Raw genomic sequence first — 21133 nt, 5'->3', positions numbered from 1 at the left:
AAATGAGCGTCATGTCTGACGGACTTTCTCTCCTCCTTTGCCGGTACACCGGGTTGTCCGCGTTTCTGATGCCCGTGGCCGTCATGTTGCTGCTCGGCGGCAGGACAGCTGCTGGAGGTGCTGCGGGATGCCCGGCGCAGCGCTCGCCACCGGGCCGCCCGGGCCGACCCGGTGGGCCGGTGGGCCGGTGGGCCGGTGGGCCGGTGGGCCGGTGATGAGGCTGGACATCAGGACCGACTCGTCGCCGGGTTTCACCTCGTGCACATCGGCGTCCGCCCCCGGACGCCTGCCCGGGTGTGGCTCAGGCGTCGATGATGACGGGGATGATGAGGGGCTTGCGGCGATAGGTGCGGAACGCCCAGTTCGCCACGGCGCGGGCGAGGAGTTGTTCGAGTTGGCGCGCGTCCCCGACGCCTTCCTCGGCCGCGGTGGCCAGGGTCTTCTCGATGACGGGGACGACCGGCTCGAAAGTGGCGTCGTCGTGGACGAAGCCGCGGGCCAGGAAGTCGGGGGCCTCGGCGAGGACGCCGGTGTCCGCGTCGACGATCGCCACCACCGTGACCACGCCTTCGGAGGCGAGGGTGAGGCGGTCCTTGAGGGACGCCTCGGTGGCGCCGCCGACTTCCATGCCGTCCACGTAGACGTTGCCGGCGGGGACCTTGCCGGTGATGGACGCGCGCCCGTCGACCAGGTCGACGACGACGCCGTCCTCGGCGATGACGACCCGTTCGGGGTCGACACCGGTACGGATGGCGAGGTCGGCGTTGGCCCGCAGGTGGCGCCATTCGCCGTGGACGGGCATGACGTTGCGGGGTTTGACGATGTTGTAGCAGTAGACGAGTTCGCCGGCGCTGGCGTGCCCGGAGACGTGCACCTTGGCGTTGCCCTTGTGGACCACGTGGGCGCCCCACCGGGTGAGTCCGTTGATCACCCGGTAGATGGCGTTCTCGTTGCCGGGGATGAGGGAGCTGGCGAGCAGCACGGTGTCGCCCTTGCCGATGCGGATCACGTGGTCGCGGTTGGCCATCCGTGACAGCGCGGCCATGGGTTCGCCCTGGGAGCCGGTGCACACCAGAGTGATCTTGTGGTCCGGGAGCTTCTCGAGCTCCTTGGTGCTCACGATCAGACCGGAGGGGACCTTCAGATAGCCCAGGTCGCGGGCGATGCCCATGTTGCGGACCATCGACCGGCCGACGAAGGCGACCTTGCGGCCGTGCTGGTGAGCGGCGTCCAGGACCTGCTGGATGCGGTGCACGTGGCTGGCGAAGCTGGAGACGATGACCCGGCGCGGCGCGGTGCGCATCACCTGCTCGATCGCCGGATTCAGCTCACGCTCGGAGGTGGTGAAGCCAGGTACTTCGGCGTTGGTGGAGTCGGTGAGGAACAGGTCCACGCCCTCCTCGCCGAGGCGGGCGAAGGCACGCAGATCGGTGATGCGGTCGTCGAGAGGGAACTGGTCCATCTTGAAGTCGCCGGTGTGCAGCACCATCCCGGCCCGGGTGCGGATCGCGACCGCGAGGCTGTCGGGGATGGAGTGGTTGACCGCCACGAACTCGCAGTCGAAGGGCCCGAAACCACGCCGGTCGCCCTCCCGCACCCGCACCGTGCGCGGCCGGATGCCGTGTTCCTTGAGCTTGGCCTCCAGGAACGCCAGCGTCAGCTTGGAGCCGACGACGGGAATGTCGGACCGCTCGCGCAGCAGGTACGGCACACCGCCGATGTGGTCCTCGTGACCGTGGGTGAGGACCACGGCCACGATGTCGTCCAGCCGGTCCCGGATCGAGGTGAAGTCCGGCAGGATCACGTCCACGCCGGGCTGGGTCTCCTCGGGGAACAGCACGCCGCAGTCGACGACGAGCAGCTTGCCCGCGTGCTCGAAGACGGTCATGTTGCGGCCGATCTCACCTAGGCCGCCCAGGCCGATGACCCGCAGCCCTCCTTCGGGAAGGGGCGGTGCGGCTTTCAGCTCGGGGTGCGGATGACTCATACCCTGACGGTACCCGGAGAGCGGGAAAGGTCCCGTCTGCTGTCATCTCGAACGCGCGGAGGGGCCTTGGTGCCTCTTGGCACCAAGGCTCCGAAGGAACTGCAACACCATCTGCCGGCCCGAGCGATGGCAGAGCGCATGATGCCTCCAGCGGGGAAGAGAAGACGGCCCCGGATAGGGGTGACGGCGGTTCAGCGAGAGAGGGCGAGGACGCCCAGAGCGTTGCCGTGTCCGTCGACCATGGGCGGGGCCCCGAGCCGGCGGCAGCGCATCGCACGCTCGGCTTCGGCCCTCGTGGCCAGCGGCGAGGCGAAGGGCCCGATGACGTCGGCGATGTCACGCAGGCGGATCCGGTCCGTGTATCCGGAACCGTCACGAACGGCCGTGAGCCGGTCCCGGGTGACCAGGCCGGTGCACATACCGTCCTCGTCGCAGACGACCAGATGACCCATACGAGCGGCGGCCATCACGGACAGTGCCACCTCCACGGTCATGTCCTCCCAGACCTGTGGTCCGGCCACGTCCGCGGGATCGGCCGCCGTCTGCACGGCGTTGGTACGTGTTGAGCGGAACTGCGTCTGGTCCAGCGTCAAAGGGTGCCTCCTGCGAAGTTGGGCGGGCTTCCTGACACGAGGGTTCTATGCCGCCGCACCGGCGGTGGACTGCCGTACGGGCGCGCGGCGGGCCGCCGAGACGGGGTGACGTCGGCCGCGTGAGGTGGCGCCGCGCTTCTTGGGGCGTTCGGCCACCGGTGCGGTGATGACGACCGGGATGCCGGAGGGGGCCTGGGCGCCGGTGATGCGGTGCAGGGCCTCTTCGCCGACGCGGACCTGGGTGGTCTGCGGCACGATGCCGGCCGCTGCCATGAGGCGGGTCATGCCGCGGCGCTGGTTGGGGGTGACCAGGGTGACGACGCTGCCGGACTCTCCTGCGCGGGCGGTGCGGCCGCCGCGGTGGAGGTAGTCCTTGTGGTCGGTCGGCGGGTCGACGTTGACGACGAGGTCGAGGTTGTCGACGTGGATGCCGCGCGCCGCGACGTTGGTCGCTACCAGCACATTGACGTGTCCGGTCTTGAACTGTGCCAGCGTGCGGGTGCGCTGTGGCTGTGACTTCCCGCCGTGCAGGGCGGCGGCCCGTACCCCGCTGTTCAGGAGGTGTTCGGTGAGGCCGTCGACGGCGTGCTTGGTGTCGAGGAACATGATCACGCGGCCGTCGCGTGCGGCGATCTGGGTGGTTGCCGTGTGCTTGTCGGCGCCGTGAACGTGGAGCACGTGGTGCTCCATCGTCGTGACCGCGCCGGCCGAGGGGTCGACGGAGTGCACGACGGGGTCGCTGAGGTAGCGGCGCACGAGCAGGTCGACGTTGCGGTCGAGAGTGGCGGAGAACAGCATGCGCTGGCCTTCGGGGCGGACCTGGTCGAGAAGGGCGGTGACCTGTGGCATGAAGCCCATGTCGGCCATCTGGTCGGCCTCGTCGAGGACGGTGATGGAAACCTGGTTCAGTCGGCAGTCGCCACGGTCGATGAGGTCTTTGAGGCGTCCCGGCGTGGCGACGACGACCTCGGCGCCGGCGCGCAGCGCGCTCGCCTGTCGGCCGATCGGCATTCCGCCCACCACCGTGGCCAGCCGCAGCCTCACGGAGCGGGCGTACGGGGCGAGCGCGTCGGTGACCTGCTGCGCCAGCTCACGCGTGGGTACGAGGATCAGCCCCAGCGGCTGCCTCGCCTCGGCGCGCTGCCCGGCCGTACGGGCCAGCAGCGCCAGCCCGAAGGCGAGGGTCTTGCCGGAGCCGGTGCGGCCACGGCCCAGTACGTCCCGGCCGGCGAGGGAATTCGGCAGGGTCGCGGCCTGAATCGGGAAGGGTACGGTCACGCCTTGCGAGCTGAGCGCGCCCAGCAGCGCCCCGGGCATGTCGAGATCGGCGAAGCCCTCCACCGCGGGGAGCGCGGGAGTGATCGTCTTGGGCAGCGCGAACTCCCCCTGGACCGCGGCGGGCCGGCGGCCGTGACCACCGGAACGGCCCGGCCCGCCGGAGCGGCTCCTGGCCGACGAACCGAATCGGCTGCCGCCCCTTCCGGATTCGGCACTGCCGTTACGGGTGCGGGTGAAGCGGTCGTTCGTGCTTGTGCGGTTCATGCGGAACCTTCCTCGATGCGGCACATATCAAGGAATTCCCGCAGCGATCAGCAGCACAGAGAATTGCAAGAATGGACCGGCGGAATGCGAAAGCGAATCTGGCCGACGAAAAATCCGCGCGGCACAGGAGCTGGAATGAGTGACGCGAAGCGGACGCAATGTTCGGGCATCCGCCGCGATGAAGCCATGAAGGGATGCGTGCACCCCTGAAGGATGCCCCGTATGCGGTGAGCCTACGGGTTTCCTGGTTGTCATCCGCAGGCGAACCCACTGCGGAAAATGCGAGTAGCTGGGGCCCGCACCCCGAAGGACGCGGGCCCCAGCTACAACTACGCGACAGTCAGCGTCAGGCGAGAACGATGTTCTCGGCCGTCGGGCCCTTCTGGCCCTGCGCGATGTCGAAGGTCACCTTCTGGCCCTCCAGCAGCTCGCGGAAGCCCTGGGCGGCAATGTTCGAGTAGTGGGCGAACACATCAGCGCCGCCACCGTCCTGCTCGATGAAGCCGAAGCCCTTTTCCGCGTTGAACCACTTCACAGTACCAGCAGCCATATCATTTCTCCTTTGGGGCAGTGCATACGGGATCCGCACTGCACGGACCCCGTGTCGCCGCGATGATCACCCCGCCGGGAAAAAGACCGGACAACAAAAGTGCTTCCAGTGGCACAGGCGCCGCCCGGAGGGCACTTGAAGTTTTGGGAACCACAACTGCAACTGAGATCGACAGTAGCACGCCGAAACGGCCTGTGTACGGTGAAGAATCCCGCCCCACCTTAATGCGGTAGAGAATCTGTCTGCCTGTCCCGTTGAAACTTCAGCTCGCGGGCACAGATTTTGACCCAGCCGGAGCGCAACGTTTCGGGAAGCTTCGGGGGCGCGCCCAGCGTAAGGGCTGCTCCCCCAAAAGATTGGTCGCTACTGCAGGTGGCGCGGGCGACCGTGCTGCGCCTGTTCTTTGCCATGCCCCGCGGGTGTCGAGGCGGAACTGGGTTCCGGGGCTGCCGAGGTATCCCGGCTGCTCGATGAGCATGTGTCGAAGGTCGTGGGAGACGCGGCGGCCGCACAGCAGAAGGCTGCTGTCATCAAGTCCGCGCTCGGGAACGTGCCGGGCCTTCCGATCACGGCGCTGAAGGGTCCCGTGCCGGCGGATGCGGTCGAGCAGGTCCTGACCGCGACCGCACGCGAGCCCGGCATGCCGGTGCCTCGCCAACCGGCACACCGCGTCATCCGGAAGAAACGCGAAACTCGAATTCGGGACGGTCCCACGGCACGGCGGGCGGGTTCGCGAGCGCGGTCCCGGTCCGCACCGCACCAGCGCGGTGGTAGAAGCCCTCGGCGGGAAGATGCGACACGACCTTGACACGGTCGATCCCGGCGGCACGGGCCTCGGACTGCATGTGCGCCACGAGCAGCCGTCCGATACCCCGTCCTTGCACTTCGTCGGCGACGAACAGCAGGTCGAGCTCCGGTGGAGCGAGGACGAGCGAGTAGAACCCGAGGACCCGGCCTCCGTGCTCGTCGGCGCCGACGGCCACAAAGACGCGGTGGGCCTCGAGGTAATCAGGACCGACCCGGTAGCCCGCGACCGCGGCTGCGTACTTACCCTCGTAGGCGCCTGAACCACGCACGAGCCGCGTGAGCCGCTTGGCATCCCGCGCGACGGCCCTCCGTATCGTGATCGGCCGGCTGATCGGGGAATTGCGTGGACTCATCGGGAGAGTATTTCGCACCGGGGCGTGCCGTCGTGCGGCGGGTCGGCTGCTCGGGCAGGATTCCTGCACCGCTCCCGGGGAACCGCCTGCCCAGGCCCCGATCGATCAAGTCACTGCCGCCGCATCGGCCGCCCGCCGACAGCAACTGGGACGCCCGAACCGCCGCGGAAGAGCCGGAGAACGGGGTGGTCAACCGCGATGCCCTGCCCTGGCATTACGCGCTCACCTTGGACTGGCCTGGACGCCCACGGACGGTCTCTACAACCTGTGCCAGGTGGTGCCCAGTGAGGGACCCAGGATCAGGACCGGGGCCTCTTCCGGCCCGTCGAAGCGGTACTGGAGGGTGTTCGGTGGTGTCTCGCTCACCCGTCAGACCCTCTCATCTCTCACGGGATCGCACATGACCGGTCCCGGCCTGACGGCGTCGGCTTCTGAGGCGATTGTGTGAAGCCGGGTCCTGACCCGACAGTTCACGGCCCGTGCGGCGGCGGGCCCTGGTCCGCTCCGACAGCGTGACGTGTCGCCCCTGAGAGGCCCGCGGGGAGCGGCAGCGGCGGGGTCAGAGCAGGACGGCTCCGCCGTCGATGCGGCGGGCGCGGTTGCGGCGGTTGTCGAGGCTGACGAAGACGCGGTGGAGCCAGCGGTCGCGGCCGTCGTAGCGGGGGGTGAAGGCGCTGCGGCCGTGGACGACGAGGCGGTTGTCGAGGAAGACCAGGTCGCCCGAGCGCAGCTCCAGGTCGCGGCGGACGGTCGCCAGCGCGGACCGCAGGCGCAGCAGCACCTCCGCCGCCTCCTGGTCGACGGCGGTCGTCGCGTGGAAGTCGACGCGGATGTCCGGGTCGTCGGGGGCGCCGGAGAGGACCGGGTGGGCCGGAGAGCAGTCGGCAGCGTGGAAGGAGGGCGGCGCGGCGGTCAGGAAGCGGGGCTCGCTCAGCAGGGCCACCTCCTTGCCGGTGAGCAGCGGGAGGGCGCGGCGGACGGAGGCGACGGTGGTGCCGACGCCCTCGCGGTCCGGGCGCAGGCAGAGCAGGCCGACGTAGTCGGGGCGGTCGGGGTGGAAGGCGTTCTCGGTGTGGAACTCCAGCGGAACCGATCCGCCGTTGCTCTGCGAGGCCGCCAGCGCGGGCACCGGGACGACGTTCTGGACCAGCGCTCCGCGCTTCTCGTCGCGGTAGGCGACGAGTTCGCCGAGCTGCAGGCCGACCAGCGCGGCGAGGGCGGCGGGGAGGGTCGGCGCGGGCTCGTAGGAGTCCGGGACGTGGGGTGTCGGCGGCAGCGCCGCGGGGTCGAGGGGCAGGCCGCCGATCAGCAGCAGGCCCTCGGGCCCGGGGTCGTTGCGGTAGTCGCGGACGGCCTGGAGCAGCCGGAGCGGGAGCGCGCAGCCGGCCAGGCGGGCGGCGGCGATCCAGTCGGGGTGGTCGACGGCACCCGGCTCGACGCGGGTCAGCCCTCCGGCGACGAGGGCGGCGTGCGCGGCCTCCGCCGGGGTGAGCGTGATCCCGATGCCGTCACGGGTCGGGGTGTCCGCCCGGGTGGCCGGTCCTGCCGTCACGTCCCTGTCTCCCTCGCCCTGGCAGCCGCCGGCCGGCCGCTGCGGGCCGGGGCGGCCGACTGTCCGACGGCCCGCCGGGGCCGTGAGCTGTCCGCCCGGTCACTGTCGCGTCGGGAGGCGGCGGTCGGCCAGGCACGGCGACCGGCAACTCCCCGCCGCCAACTTGCCGCCCTCGTGCCTGGCTCGTGCCCGGGCCCGAAGCCAGGCTGACCGTCGGGTACGGCAGCGGGCCGGCCGATGTCGGAGGAAGGTGACCGAAGTGACCGGCACAGTCGGCGGACTGCCGGAGAGCGCGACCACCTACGACGTGGAGACCCTGGTCCGCTCCGTGTGGGGCGAGCACTTCGGCCACCCGGTCGGGCCCGACGACGACTTCTACGAGCTGGGCGGCGATTCGCTCGCCGTGGTGGAGATCGTGCTGGCGGCCCGGGAACGCGGGCTGCCGCTGCGCACCTCGGACGCTCTGCGGCAGTCCACGCCGGCCCGGCTGGCCGAGGCCCTGACGGTGGGCCGGGCCGTGCGGGTCCCGGAGCGGCTGCTGTCGCTGGTGACCGACGCCGCGGCCGGCCCCTGGCCGCGGACGGGGACACCCCGCCCGGACGGGCGGGCGGAGGCCGGGGGGCCTGCACTCTTCACGGTGCACTCGGACAGCCATCGGCGGGCCGAGCGCGCGGCGCTGCGGGAGTGGGGCCTCGGCCGTCCGGTGCGCGGCTTCGGACTGCCGGGCCTGGACGGCTCGGTCACCGACGCCGGGCACGTGCCGCCTGCCGCGCGGGCCCTGGCCGAGAGTGTCGGAGCGGAGCAGCCGGACGGCCCGCTCGCGCTGGCGGGCTTCGGTCCCGGCGCGGTCCTGGCCTTCGAGGCGGCGCGTGCGCTGCGGGCGGCGGGCCGGGAGATCGCGTTGCTGGCGCTGGTGTCACCGCCGGCCCCGGTCGGAGCGGCTTCGCGGGCGGAGCTGTTGTCGGCCCGGACGGCCGCGCTGGCGGCACGGTTCGGCCTGGGCGAGGCGGACGGCGCGGAGGTGCTGCTGTCGGCGGCGCACGCGGCCGGCTGGTTCGAGGACGTGGACTCCGCCGCGGAGCTGGTACGCCGGCAGGCCGCGGGCGCGGCGGTCGACTTCGCCCTGGCCGGGCACCGCCTGGACGGCGACGCCTTCGACGGTCCGATTCTGCTGGCCGTGGACGCGACGGAGCAGGCCGCGGTCGAGCGGGCGTGGGGGCCGGTGCTGTCCACGCCCGAGATCTGTCGCCTGGACCACGGACTGGCCTCCCCGGCGGGCGCCCTGCGCGACCCCCAACTGGCCGAGGCACTGCGGAAGAGGTGCACCGCGTGAAACCCCTGACCCCGCCCGTCTCCTCCACCGCTGCGGGCTCCCCCGGCGTCCCGGCGGCGGCCCGGCGCTGGTTCGGCCGCCCGCGCCCGGTGGCCGAGCCCGCCTTGCGGCTGGTGTGCTTCCCGCACGTCGGCGCGGGCGGCGCGGCCTTCAACGCCTGGGCGGAACTGCTGCCCGCCGATGTCGAGTTGTGCGCGGTGCGGTTCCCCGGCCGGGAGAACCGGCTGCGCGAGCCGCTGCTGGACGAGCCCGGCGAGGCGGTGGAGGCGGTGCTGTCGGCGCTGGGTCCCCTGCTGGACCGCCCGTTCGTCCTGCTCGGCCACTGCTCGGGCAGCGTGCTGGCGTACGAGTGCGCGCGACGGCTGCACCTGGCCGGCGGACCGGCCCCGGAGCTGGTCGTCGTCTCCTCCGCCGAGGGGCCGGCGGTCCGCCGGATCACCGACCCGCTGCACCTGCTGGACCGGCGGGAGCTGATGGAGCGGGTGGTCGGGTACGGGGGCACGGCGCCGCAGGTGCTGGCCGACCCCGACCTGATGGCCATCGCGGAGCGGGTGCTGCGGGCGGACTACCGCGTGGTCGAGCGGCTGGAGTACACCCCCGGCCCGCCGATCGCCGCGCCGATCGCCGTGATCGGCGGGCGGCGGGACCGGTTCGTCGCGCGGTCCGCGCTGTCGGCCTGGACCGCGGAGACGGCGGCGGTCTGTTCGGTGCACCTGCTGGACGCCCCGCACTACCTGCTGCACGAGGCGGGGCCACTGGTGGCGGAGCTGGTGGCAGAGATGCTGGCGGGGCTGAAGGGACCGACGGGGCTGAGGGGGCTGACGGCAGGGGCGGCGGACGCTCCGGCCGACGGGCCGCCGCGCGGGGAGGCCACGGACGGGGTGGCAACGGACGGGGAGACCACGGACGGGGAGGCGACGGGGTGACGGGGAGTCAGTGGGTGACGCCGCCGACGGCTTGGCGGCAGAACGAGCCGACCGACCTGGTCCACCACGAGACCTCGTTACCCGCCCGCGCCCTGACCGAGGCGCACGGGGACGAGGCGCCGGCGGTGCTGCTCGCGGTCCATCTGCGGGTGCTGGGCATGATCGCCGAGACCCGCCGGTTCCGTACCGCGGTGCGGCCGGCCGGAGCGGACGAGCACGGCATCGAGGTGGACCTGCGGCAGCCGGGCACCTGGCGGGAGCTGGCGCGGACGTCACACCCGACGGTCGCCGCCGCCACGCCCGAACAGGCCGCGGAGGGGCCGCTCTTCACGGCCGGGCAACCCGCCGGAGCGCCGGAGCGGACCGGACCGCGCCACGGGATCGTGGTGACGGCCCACCAGGACGGACTGCGCCTTCGCGCCGACGCCCGCCTGCTGTCGCGCGCGGGTTTCGACCGCCTCGCCGGGCTCTACCGCGCGGCGCTGACCGCCGCGGCCGCCCCGGACGGCGACGCGGGCCGGGCCTGCCTCCCGGAGACGGAGCTGCGGTCGGTTCTCGGGGCGTGGAGCTCGGGCGGCCGGACGGGGCGGCCGGACGCCACCGTCCTCGACCTCTTCCTGACCCAGGTCGGGCGCACCCCGGACGCCCCCGCCGTGCGCTGGGCGCGGGGCGTGCTCTCCTACCGTGAGCTGGACGAGCGCTCCGACCGGGTCGCCGCCCTGGCCGCCGCACGCGGTGCCGGACCGGACCGGCCGGTGGGCATCTCGCTGCGCAGCGGCCCCGACCTGCTGCCCGCCGTTCTCGGCGTCTGGAAGACCGGAGCACCCTATCTGCCGCTGGACGTCGGCCTGCCCGCCGCACGGCTGCACGGCATGGCCGCGGCCGCGCGCTGCCGGCTGGTCCTCACCGGCACCGCGCACCAGTCACTCTGGGCCGACGTCACGGACGTCACGGACGTCATGGATCTCACGGACCTCACGGACGCAGGGGATGTCGCGGGTGTCGACATCCTGCTGCTCGACGTCGAGGAGGCCGCCGGTGTCCGGCCGCCGCCGGGCCCCGGCGCTCGTCCGGCCCCGGCCGCCCCGGCCTACGTGATGTACACCTCGGGCTCCACCGGGCGGCCCAAGGGCGTGCTGGTGCACCACGCGGGCCTGGCCAACTACGTGCTGTGGACGGCGGAGACGTATGCCTCCCGGGGCTCCGGCGGCTCGCCGTTCTTCAGCTCCATCGGCTTCGACCTGGGTCTGCCCGCCCTGTTCACCCCGCTGGTCACCGGGCAGACGGTGCACCTGCTGCCCGATCCGCTGGACCCGGCCGAGCTGGGCGCCCTGCTCACCGCGGGCGCCCCCTACAGCTTCGTCAAACTGACTCCCGGCCATCTCAACCTGCTCAGCCTGGAGCTGGACCCGGAACAGGCACGGGGGCTGGCCGGTCTGGTCATCGCCGCGGGGGACGCCTTCACCGGCGACCTGGCGCGGCGCTGGCTGGCGCTGGCCGGGCCGGACGGCACCGCCGTGGCCACCGAGTACGGCCCGACCGAGATCACCGTGGGCAACTCGGGCCAGCAGGTGGACGAACCCGAACCGGACGGCCTGATCCCGCTGGGCCGCCCGATCCCCAACACCACGATGTACGTGCTGGACGAGGCGCTCGAACCGGTGCCGGTGGGCGTGCCGGGCGAGGTCTGGGTGGGCGGCGACGGGGTCTCCTACGGCTATGTGGGCGAGCCCGCGCTCACCGCCGACCGCTTCCTGCCCGACCCCTACGGCCCACCCGGCTCCCGCCTCTACCGCACCGGGGACCGCGCGCGCTGGACCGCAGCGGGCGACCTGGAGTTCCTGGGCCGCACCGACCACCAGCTCAAGGTCCGCGGCTACCGGATCGAGGCGGGCGAGGTGCGGGAGGCCCTGCGCCGCACGCCGGGCGTGGCGGACGCGGTCGTCACCGCCGTCGGGCGGCCCGCGCGCCTGGCCGCGTTCCTGGTCGTGGCGCCCGGCGGCGGACCGGAGGGGCGGGTCGACCGGGCCCGGGTGCGGGCCCGGCTCGCGCGCGAACTCCCCGACTACATGATCCCGTCCGAGGTGCTGGTCGTGGACGCGTTCCCGCTGACCGCCAACGGCAAGGTCGACCGGCGTGCCCTGGAGGCGCTGCTTCCGGACCCGCGGCGCGCGGTCCGCCGGACCGGAGACAGCGGCGCGGCCACGGCGGCGTTCGCGGAAGGAAGGTAGGGCACAGTGAACGAGGGCACAGTGAGCGATAACCGATCCCCGTCCGACGGCCCCCTCCACCGGGTGGTGCTCAACCACGAGGAGCAGTACTCCGTGTGGCCGGCGCACCGCGAACCGCCGCCCGGCTGGCGGCTCGAGGGCTTCACCGGTACCCGGCAGGAGTGCCTGGACCGGATCGCCGAGGTGTGGACCGACCTGCGTCCGCTGAGTGTCCGCCGGGCCACGGAGCCGTCCGCCTCCGCACCCACGCCCAAACCCACGTCCACGTCCACGTCCACGCCCACCCCCACCGCACCCGCGTCCGAGTCCGCGTCCGGCTCGGGGAGGTGACCGATGTCCGCCACCGCCGGCGCCACCGCCGCCATGCTGCCCGATCTCGTCCTCGCGTCGGTCCAGGAGCACCCCGACGCCCCCGCTGTCCTCGCCGGGGAGCAGGTCGTCAGCTACCGCGAACTCGGCGACCGGGCGCGGCGGGTGGCTGCCGCGCTGCGCGCGCACGGCGCCGGACCGGAGTCGGCCGTCGGCGTGCTGACGGCTCCCGGGCCCGGGATGGTCACCGCCCTGGTGGGCGCGTGGCTCGCGGGCGCGTGCTACGTCCCGGTGGACCCGCTGGCCCCGGCCGAGCGGCAGGCGCACGTGCTCGAACTGGCTGGCGCGCAGGTGTTGCTGAGTGACGGTCGGTTTCCCGAACCGCCGGGCGGGCGGCCCGTGGTGCGCGTGGACGCGCCGCCCGTCGGCGAAGGTTTCACGCCCGAGGCGCCCACCCCGCCCGGCCGCGCCGCGTACATGGTCTTCACCTCCGGCTCGACCGGCACCCCCAAGGGCGTCGTGATCGAGCACGCGGGGATCACCAACCGGGTGCTCTGGGGCGTCCGCGCGCTCGGTCTCACGGAGGCGGACCGCATCCTGCAGAAGACCCCGCTCACCTTCGACGCCGCCGCCTGGGAGGTCTTCGCCCCACTGGTCACCGGCGGTCCCGTGGTCTTCGGCCGCCCGGACGCCGGCCGGGACCCCGGCGCGCTGGTGGCCTCCCTCACCGAGACCGGCGCGACCGTGCTGCAGCTCGTCCCGTCCCTGCTCCGGCTGCTCGCCGTCGAGCCCGGCCTGGAGGAGTGCCGCGCCCTGCGCACGGTGTGCTGCGCTGGCGAGCCGCTGCACGCGGACCTGTGCCGGCGGCTGCGCGACCGGGTGGACGTGGAGATCTGGAACACCTACGGCCCCACCGAGTGCTCCATCGACATCACCGCCGCCCGGTTCGACCCCACCCAGGAGAAGGGGCCGGTCCCGATCGGGCGGCCCGTCGACCGGATGGAGGTGCGGCTGCTCCCGGCCGGGACGCTGCCCGGCGAGGCCCCGCACCCCGCCGCCCCGCCCGCGCCCGACACCCTGTACGAGCTGTACGCGGCCGGCCCGGGCGTGGGCCGCGGCTACCACGGTGACCCGGCGCAGACCGCCGAGCGTTTCCTGCCCGACCCCTCGGGGCCGCCCGGCGCGCGCATGTACCGGACCGGGGACCTGGTGCGCCGGGCCGCCGACGGCACGCTGCTGTTCGTCGGACGCGCGGACGCCCAGGTCAAGGTGAACGGGGTGCGCATCGAGCCCGGCGAGGTCGAGGCGGTGCTGGAACGCCACCCGGAGGTCGTCGCCGCGGCGGTCGCTCCGGTGGACGACCCGCAGGGGCTGCGCCGCCTCGGTGCCTGGATCGTCACCGCCGGCGGAGACGAGCCCGCCGGCCTGACGGCGTTCGCCCGCGACCGGCTGCCCCCGTCCCTGGTGCCCACCGTCGTCACCGTGGTCGCCGCCCTGCCCGTCACCGCCAGCGGCAAGACCGACCGCTCGCGGCTGCCGGAACCGACCTGGGACCGGCAGTGGCCGGAGCGCGGCCCGGCGGCGGCGACGACCACCGAGGAGGCGCTGGTGCTCGCCGCCTGGCGGGAGGTGCTGGGCCTGCCGGAGGTCGGGCTCGACGACGACTTCTTCCGGCTGGGCGGGCACTCCCTGCTGATGACGCGGCTCGCCGCCCTCCTCGCCGAGAGCTCTGGCCTGGTCCCGGACTTCCGCCGGCTGCACTTCGCCGGCACCCCGCGCGCCCAGGCACGGCTGCTCGCGGAGGCGGCCCGGGAGGCGCCGATCGAGCCGCTGCCGGAAGGGGCGCGCATCCCGCTCTCCCCGGGGCAGGAGCGCTTCTGGCTCCAGGACCGTATGCATCCCGGCAGCCCCGAATACCTGCTGCCGATCCTGCTCTGGTTCCCCGCCGGCACCGAGGAGGCCGCGCTGCGCCGGGCCGTGGCCCGGCTGGTGGAGCGCCACGATCCGCTGCGCACCCGCTACGCGATGGACGGTCAGGGCCTGCACGCGGTGGTGCTCCCGGCGGCGGACGCGGTCCCCGACTTCACCGCCGTGGACACCACCCCGGACGGCGTCGCCGGGCAGTTGCGCGCCGCCCTCGCCGAGGGCTTCGACCTGGCCTCCGCTCCCCCGGTCCGCTACCGCCTGATCCGCGACGGCGGCCCCGAGCAGCTGCTGCTGACGGTGGTCCACCACATCGCCGGGGACGGCTGGTCCTCGCGCCTGATCGAACGCGACCTGCGTGCCTTCGTCGCGGCGGAGCCTCCGGACTCCCCCGCCGGTCTGCCCGCCCTGCCGGTGCGCTACCGGGACGCCGTCGCCTGGCAGCGCGGGCTGCTCACCGAGCAGGTCGCCGCCGAGCAGCTGGCCCAGTGGCGCACCGCCCTGGACGGCCTCGCCCCGCTGGCCCTGCCCGGAACCCCGGACCGGCCGCCGTACCGGGGGATCGAGGGCACCGGCGTCGAGGCGGAGATCCCGCCCGAGGCCGCCGCCGCGCTGCTGGCCCTCGGCCGGGAGGCGGGCGTCTCGCCGCACGTCGTCCTGCTGACGCTGTGGACGGCGCTGCTCGCCCGCTCCGGCGGCGGCTGGGACTTCGGGGTCGGCACCCCGTACGCCGGGCGCGACCGGCCGGAACTGCACGATCTGGTGGGCCTGTTCATCAATGTGGTGGTGATCCGCGCCCGGCTCGCGCCGCACCTGTCGTTCCGGGCCGCCGTGGAACGGGTCGCGCGGGTCTGCGGGGACGCCTTCGCCCGCAGCGCGGTGCCGTTCGAACGGGTGGCGGACGCGGTGGAGCCGGTGCGTGACCGCTCCCGCACGCCCGTCTTCCAGACCCTCTTCACCCTGAGCGGCGACGGGCTGGTCGGCCAGCAGGTCCGCGAGCGGGACCTGCGGCTGCTGGCCGATGCCTGGCGGGTGGCGCGGACCGATGTCGCGCTCACGCTCTGGCCGCGTCCCGACGGCGGCTTCGGCGGGGTCGTCGAGTACGGCGTGGACGTCGTCCCCGAGCCCGTGGCGCGGGAGTTGGCGCGGGCTCTGGGCGCGCTGGCGGTCGCGTTCGCGGCCGATCCGGACACGGCGCTGGACACCCCCGGGCTGGACGCCCCCGCGCGACCGGAGCCGGCCGCGGATTCACCGCTGACGGCGGCCGTCCTCGGCTTCGTCCGCGAGGTGCTCCAGCGGGACGACATCGGCCCGGAGGACGACGTGCTCCGCCACGGCGGCAACTCGCTCACGGTCGCCCGGCTGCTGTGGCACGTGCAGAACGCCTTCGGCGTCGAGGCGTCGATGCGGACCTTCTTCGACCGCCCGACCGCCGCCGCCCTGGCCGCCGAGGTCGAGCGCCTGCTCCAGGCCGAGCTGGACGGGGAGACCGCCCCGTCCCGGCCGCACGCCCTGAGTACCGAGTGAGGAGAACGGGGTCACGATGACGGCCAACCAGGTGGACGGTCCGCCGGCGGCGCCGGTGCGGCGCACCGTCGAGGAGCTGGTCCGGGAGCGGCTGCGGACGGCGGCGGCCCGGACGGTCGCCCCCCGCGCTAACCGTGACCGGCCCGTTCCGCTGTCGGCGGGACAGCAGCAGATGTGGGTGCTGCACCGGCTCGATCCGGGCAGCCCCGCCTATCTGCTCTCCTGGGTGCTGCGGATCGAGGGCCCGCTCGACGCCGAGGCGCTGCGGCTCGCGTGGCGGGACCTGGCGGAACGGCACGAGATCCTGCGTACCCGGTACACGGGGGCCGGCGGCGAGGAGGCGGTGCAGACCGTCGACCCCGGGCCCGCGCCCGGCTGGCGGGTGGTGGACCTGACGCATGTTCCCGCCGGCCGCCGCGAGGAGCGCGCCCGGCGGGTCGCCGAGTGGGTGCGCCGCCGCCCGTTCGACCTGGCGGCCGAGCAGCCGCTGCGGGTGACCCTGCTGCGGCTGGGGCAGCGGCTGCACCTGATGGTGGTCGCGGTTCATCACATCGCCTGCGACGGGCCGGCGCAGCTCGGCCGCGAGCTGGGCCCGCTGTACGCGGCGCGGATGTCCGGGCAGCCCGCCGGGCTGCCGCAGCCCGCCGTCCAGTACGCCGACTTCGCGGTCTGGGAGCGCGCCGGCCTGGCCGAGGGGCGGCTGGAGCCGCACCTGGCGCACTGGCGCGCCGTCCTCGACGGGGTGGCCGAGCTGCCGCTGCCGCTGGACCGGCCGCGCCCGGCCCGCCCGGACGGACGCGGCGGGGCGGTCGTCGTCGAGGTCTCGGCGGAGACGTCCGAGGCCGTGCGGGCGCTCGCCGCCGCGCACCGCACCTCGCCGTTCGCGGTGCTGCTCACCGCGTTCCACGCGGCGCTCGGCCGGATCGCGGGCGCCGACGACGTGACCGTGGGCCTGCCCGCCACCCTGCGCACCGCGCCGGAGCTGGCGGACCTGGTCGGCTACCTGGTGAACACGGTGGTGGTACGGGCGCGTCCGCGCGCCGGGGTGTCCTTCGGCGAACTGCTGGACGAGGTGCGCGGCGGCCTGCTCGGGGCGCTGGATCACCAGGCCGCGCCGTTCGCCTGGGTGGTGGACGACCTGGCGCCGGTCCGCGCGGCGGGCGTGAACCCGCTCTTCCAGGCCGCTTTCGACATGGACGTCCCGGCGGGCGAGGAGCTGTTCCGGCTGCCGGGCCTGACGGTGCGGCAGCTGGGACTGGCCGAGGCGCCCACCGCCAAGTTCGACCTGAACCTGCACGCGGACGTGCTCCCGGACGACCGGTTCGCGGCGCGGCTGGAGTACGCGGCGGCGGTGGTCGACGAGGCGACGGCGGCGGAGTGGGCCGCGTGCTGGCGCTCGGTGCTGGAGGCGGGCGTACGCGACCCGGACGCCCTTCTCTCCGGATCGGACATGCTTCCCCCCGGGTCGGACGCCCTTGTCTCCGGCACAGACGTGCCTCTCCCCGGCACAGACGTCACTCTCCCCGCCCCGGACGCCTCTCCCTCCCCGTCGGCTCCCCACCCCCGTGAGTCAGGAAGGGCGGCCCCCGTCGCCTCGGAGGGGGCGGCCCCCGGCGCCCCGCTCCCGGGAACGCGGCCGGCGGCGGAGCCGGAGCCCCGGTCCGGCCGGCCGTCCGAGACCGCGGCGGAGCGGGTGGCCGAGCTGGTGACGGCGGCCTGGTGCGAGGCCCTGGGCGTGGCCGGCCCTGACCCGGAGGACAACTTCTTCGACGTGGGCGGCGACTCGCTGCGCGCGGTCGCCCTCGCCGGGCAGCTGCGCGGCGAGGGACTCGACGTGACGGCGGCGGACCTGTTCGAGCACCAGTCGATCGCCGAGCTGACCGCGGCCCTGGCCGAACGCGCGGCGGTGGTGGGCCTGCCCGACCCGGTCGCGCCGTTCTCCCTGCTCTCCCCGGAGGATCTCGCCGCGCTGCCGGCGGGCCTGGTGGACGCCTATCCGCTGGCCGCCGTCCAGCTCGGGATGCTGGTCGAGCAGCGGTCCCAGGCGCAGCTCAACACCTACCAGGACAGCACCTCCTACTTCGTACGCGACGACGCCCCGCTCGACCCCGACCTGCTGTGGCGGGCCGTGCAGACCGTGGTGGACCGGCACGAGGTGCTGCGGACCTCCTTCGACCTGTCCGGGTTCACGGTCCCCCTGCAACTGGTCCACCGCGCCGCCCCGATCGAGGTGGGCACGACGTTCGTGCCGGACGGCGAGCCCGAGGACTGGCTGCCGCTGCTCAAGGAGTTCGGGGCCGCCGAGCGGCGCACGCCCATGGACCTGAGCCGCCCCCCGCTGATCCGGGTGCACGCGCACGCGCGCCGGGACCGCGCCCGGTGGTGGCTGACCATCACCGAGTGCCACCCCATCCTGGAGGGGTGGAGCTTCCACACCATGCTGATGGAGTTCCTGACGGTCTACCGCGCGCTGCGCGACGGCGGCCTCCCGCCGCGCCCCGAGCCGGTGCCCTTCCGCTACGCCGACTACATCGCGGCCGAGGCACGGGCCAGGGCCGGCGAGGAGGACCGCGACCACTGGCGGCGCGCGGTGACGGGGCGGGCCGAGCCGCCGCTGCCGGTGGCCTGGCAGGACCCGCCGGAGGCCCCGCGGCTGCGCGCCCAGTACCTGGTGGACCTGCGCGACCTGGACCCCGAGCTGCGCCGCCTCGCCGAACAGACCCGCACCTCGCCCAAGGCGGTGCTGCTCGCCCTCCACCTGACCGTGATGAGGCTGGCGGCCGGCGGGACGGAGGACTTCTTCACCGGCCTGGTCTGCGACGCCCGGCCCGAGGCGGCGGGGGCGGACCGGGTGCTCGGCATGTACCTCAACACCCTGCCGTTCCGGCACCCCCTCGGCGCGCGCACCTGGGGCGACCTGGTGCGCGGGGTGCACGACGGGCTGACCGCCCTGTGGCCGCACCGCGCCTATCCGATGCCGTCGGTGCAGCAGGAGTTCGGCGGCGGCGACCGGCTGCTCGACGTGTTCTTCAACTACCTGGACTTCCACCAGGTGGACGACGACCTGGTGGACGGCGACCGCACCTACAACGACAACGTCAACGAGTTCGGCCTGCACGTCTTCACCGTCCCCGGGCTGCTGCGCGTCAACGCCGACAACCACACCGTGGGCCCGGACGCCGCCCCGGTGTTGCTGGGCCTCTACCGGCTGGTCGCGGAGGAGATGGCGCTCGGCCCCGACGGACCGGTGGAGCTGGTCCGCGCCCGGCTCGCGGAGGACCAGCCCGGGCCCGGACGGCCCCTCAGACGTCCGCTGCGGCGGCAGGCGGTCGACGGGCCCGTCGCGGCGGTGCTGCCGCGGCTGGTCGAGGCGGCGGAAGAAGCGACGGCGGAAGCGACGGAGGACACGGCGGAGGACACGGCGGCCGAAGCCGCCGCGGGCGACCGGATCGGCGCCGGGGTCACCGCCCGGGTGCTGGGCCGGGACGGGCTGCCGGTGCCGCGCGGTGTCCCCGGCGAGCTGTGGCTGGCCGGGACGGCGTGCGCGGATCCCGGCTGCCCGCACCCGTACGACCCCTGCGGCGCCGAGGGCGGCCCGGTGCTGCACCGTACCGGCGCGGCCGCGCGCCTCGGACTCGACGGGGCCCTGGAACTGCTGGGCCCCACGGAACTGGACCCGGAGGCGGCGCTGCTGTGGCCGGACGGCTCGGCGGACGCCCTGCTGCGGGCGGCCGAGCTGATCGAGCGTCACCGGCGGCCCGCCGAGAGTCTGCTGCTGATCCGCCGGGTGAGTGAGGACGACGGCAGGCTGACCGCATACCTGCGCACCCCGGACGGCACCGAGGCGGACGTCGACCCGGTCCGCCGCTGGCTGGCGGACCGGCGGCTCCCCCGGCGGCACACCCCCGAGGCGTGGGTCGAGGTCCCGGAGTGGCCGCTGCGCGCGGACGGGACGCTCGACGTCGAACGGCTCCCCGAGCCCGCCGCGCCGCAGCCGGAGGAACGGGCGGCGGCGAAGACCCCCTGGGACGACGTCTTCGAGAAGTTGCTGCGCAAGGCGCTCGGCCCGATCATCGAGGGTGCTGCGGAGCGGCCGGCCGACCTGGTCCTGGCCGACGCGGGTCTGGACTCCTTCGGCATGGTCGGCCTGCTCGTGGCGATCGAGCACGCGTACGACATCACCATTCCCGACGACATCCCGATGGTCGACGTCTTCCGCACGCCCCGCACGCTCTGGGAGACGGTGACCCGCCTGCGCGAGGAACAGGAGAGTTCGTAAGGCACGAGGGCACGAGGGATCGCTGAATCAGGCAGGGCGGGGGGGGGAGGTCCCCCCCCGCCCGTGCGTCAGGCGATGCCTCGGCCGCCGGCCGGCCGGGTCTGGTCTCCGGCGTGCCCGGCGAGGGCGGCCGCTTCGGCGAAGACCGCGGCGACGGCGGCGTAGTCCTCGTCGTCGCGCGCGGTGTCGAGGATGAAGGTGCGGCAGCCCTCGCGCAGGTACCGCGCGAGTTCGGCGGCCACCCGGCCGCGTTCCCCCACCAGGTAGGGGCAGAAGGTCGCGTAGGTGCGGAACGGCCCCATCCAGTACGGGCTTTCCGGCCCGCCCGGGAACTCCTCCGTCGCGGAGAGCCGGGCGACCCACTCGGAGTCGGAGCGCCTGCGGGCCAGCCCCTGGAGCATCCGGCCCGCCCGGCTGTCCGGGAACCGGCGGCGGGCCTCCTCCCAGGCCTGGGCCTCGGTCTCCCGCGCCAGCACGCCGATCCGCACGCCGAGCGCGAGACCGTCCGCCCGCCCGTCCGGCTGCCCATCCGCCGGACCGTCCACCTGCCCTTCCGCCCGCAGCGGCTCCCCCGGCACGGGGTAGGTCACGCTGACCGCCCCGAGCGCCCGGCCGGTCTCCCGGCCGGCCGCGGAGGAGCCGGAGACGAACAACTCGGGGCGCAGGTGCGGGGGAAGCGGCGGGAAGAGGGTCAGGGAGTCGACGCGGTAGAAGTCGCCGGCGTGGTCCACCGGGCCGCCGTCCAGCAGCCGCAGCAGGGTCCGCGCGTACTCGGCCAGCCGCCGGTAGCGGTCGTCGTGCGGGACCGTGTCGCCGAGCGCGGCCAGGTCGGTCCGGTTGCCGCCCGCGACCAGGTTGAGGCAGACCCGGCGGCCGTGCAGGAGGGCGAGGCTGGCGATGGTCTTGGCCACCGTGTACGGGTGCGCGTAGACGGGCTGGAGGGCCACCAGCGGGGCTAACCGCTCGGTGGCGGTGAGGAGTTCCTGGGCCACCGTCCAGGGGTCGACGGTGTTGTTGTCCGAGTAGACGAGTGCGCCCCGGTAGCCGGCCTGCTCGGCCAGGCGGGCCGCCCGCCGGACCACGGCGCGGTAGTCACCGCAGGGCAGTCCGGCGCCGGCCGCGCGGTCGGGCGGCGGAACGGTGGCGAAGAGGCGCGGGGCCCCGTCGGGTGCGGGCGCGGGGGCGGGGGCGGGGGCTGAGCCGGTCACGGTGACACACCTT

General features: G+C 74.1%; 13 protein-coding genes. 6 read left to right on the top strand and 7 right to left on the bottom strand.

From position 1 onward, the window contains the following. Positions 1–301: 301 nt before the first annotated feature. The 6 genes from ACZ5GT_RS17355 to ACZ5GT_RS17330 all read right to left on the bottom strand — a co-directional run bounded on the left by ACZ5GT_RS17355 (position 302) and on the right by ACZ5GT_RS17330 (position 7384). Entirely contained in the window at positions 302–1987 is a 1686-nt protein-coding gene (locus ACZ5GT_RS17355; protein WP_469023672.1) for a ribonuclease J, read from the bottom strand. A 191-nt stretch (positions 1988–2178) separates the two neighbouring features. Beyond that, complete coding sequence (locus ACZ5GT_RS17350) at positions 2179–2580, bottom strand: CBS domain-containing protein (protein WP_469023667.1); 402 nt, start codon at positions 2578–2580, stop codon at positions 2179–2181. A gap of 45 nt (positions 2581–2625) precedes the next feature. Then, positions 2626–4122 (bottom strand): DEAD/DEAH box helicase, encoded by a 1497-nt coding sequence (locus ACZ5GT_RS17345; RefSeq protein WP_469023664.1) that lies wholly within the window; start codon positions 4120–4122, stop codon positions 2626–2628. A gap of 346 nt (positions 4123–4468) precedes the next feature. Beyond that, a complete protein-coding gene (locus ACZ5GT_RS17340) occupies positions 4469–4672 on the bottom strand; it encodes a cold-shock protein (protein WP_014145516.1) in 204 nt (67 codons plus the stop codon). Positions 4673–5343: 671 nt separating this feature from the next. Next, positions 5344–5832: a GNAT family N-acetyltransferase gene (locus tag ACZ5GT_RS17335; protein ID WP_469023661.1), complete on the bottom strand. Its 489-nt coding sequence runs from the start codon at positions 5830–5832 to the stop codon at positions 5344–5346. Positions 5833–6391: 559 nt separating this feature from the next. Then, positions 6392–7384 (bottom strand): TauD/TfdA family dioxygenase, encoded by a 993-nt coding sequence (locus tag ACZ5GT_RS17330; protein ID WP_469023658.1) that lies wholly within the window; start codon positions 7382–7384, stop codon positions 6392–6394. 259 nt (positions 7385–7643) lie between these two features. Here ACZ5GT_RS17330 and ACZ5GT_RS17325 point away from each other — a divergent pair, with 259 nt between their 5' ends. The 6 genes from ACZ5GT_RS17325 to ACZ5GT_RS17300 are packed head-to-tail and all read left to right on the top strand — an operon-like array spanning position 7644 to position 19912. Then, a complete protein-coding gene (locus ACZ5GT_RS17325; RefSeq protein WP_469023654.1) occupies positions 7644–8717 on the top strand; it encodes an acyl carrier protein in 1074 nt (357 codons plus the stop codon). After that, positions 8714–9643: a thioesterase II family protein gene (locus tag ACZ5GT_RS17320; RefSeq protein ID WP_469023651.1), complete on the top strand. Its 930-nt coding sequence runs from the start codon at positions 8714–8716 to the stop codon at positions 9641–9643. Before ACZ5GT_RS17325 ends, ACZ5GT_RS17320 begins: the two co-directional genes overlap by 4 nt. Continuing rightward, positions 9640–11874, top strand: coding sequence for an amino acid adenylation domain-containing protein (locus ACZ5GT_RS17315; protein ID WP_469023648.1), 2235 nt, complete (start codon positions 9640–9642; stop codon positions 11872–11874). Before ACZ5GT_RS17320 ends, ACZ5GT_RS17315 begins: the two co-directional genes overlap by 4 nt. 21 nt (positions 11875–11895) lie before the next feature. After that, positions 11896–12204 (top strand): MbtH family protein, encoded by a 309-nt coding sequence (locus ACZ5GT_RS17310; RefSeq protein WP_469023643.1) that lies wholly within the window; start codon positions 11896–11898, stop codon positions 12202–12204. 3 nt (positions 12205–12207) lie between these two features. Continuing rightward, positions 12208–15633, top strand: a complete 3426-nt coding sequence (locus ACZ5GT_RS17305) for an amino acid adenylation domain-containing protein (RefSeq protein ID WP_469023635.1) — start codon at positions 12208–12210, stop codon at positions 15631–15633. A 16-nt stretch (positions 15634–15649) separates the two neighbouring features. Further along, complete coding sequence (locus ACZ5GT_RS17300) at positions 15650–19912, top strand: condensation domain-containing protein (RefSeq protein WP_469023627.1); 4263 nt, start codon at positions 15650–15652, stop codon at positions 19910–19912. 68 nt (positions 19913–19980) lie between these two features. Here ACZ5GT_RS17300 and ACZ5GT_RS17295 read toward each other — a convergent pair whose 3' ends face one another. After that, positions 19981–21120: an LLM class flavin-dependent oxidoreductase gene (locus tag ACZ5GT_RS17295; protein WP_469023620.1), complete on the bottom strand. Its 1140-nt coding sequence runs from the start codon at positions 21118–21120 to the stop codon at positions 19981–19983. Between the last annotated feature and the right edge of the window lie 13 nt (positions 21121–21133).

This window comes from Streptomyces sp. NPDC031340 (assembly GCF_055569945.1).
This window is presented reverse-complemented; position numbering and strand designations above follow the sequence as displayed.

Bases quoted from the DNA above. Each gene is read 5' to 3' on its own strand.
- ACZ5GT_RS17345 (WP_469023664.1), bottom strand. From the start codon at position 4,122: ATGAACCGCACAAGCACGAACGACCGCTTCACCCGCACCCGTAACGGC.
- ACZ5GT_RS17305 (WP_469023635.1), top strand. From the start codon at position 12,208: ATGTCCGCCACCGCCGGCGCCACCGCCGCCATGCTGCCCGATCTCGTC.
- ACZ5GT_RS17335 (WP_469023661.1), bottom strand. From the start codon at position 5,832: ATGAGTCCACGCAATTCCCCGATCAGCCGGCCGATCACGATACGGAGG.
- ACZ5GT_RS17355 (WP_469023672.1), bottom strand. From the start codon at position 1,987: ATGAGTCATCCGCACCCCGAGCTGAAAGCCGCACCGCCCCTTCCCGAA.
- ACZ5GT_RS17340 (WP_014145516.1), bottom strand. From the start codon at position 4,672: ATGGCTGCTGGTACTGTGAAGTGGTTCAACGCGGAAAAGGGCTTCGGC.
- ACZ5GT_RS17300 (WP_469023627.1), top strand. From the start codon at position 15,650: ATGACGGCCAACCAGGTGGACGGTCCGCCGGCGGCGCCGGTGCGGCGC.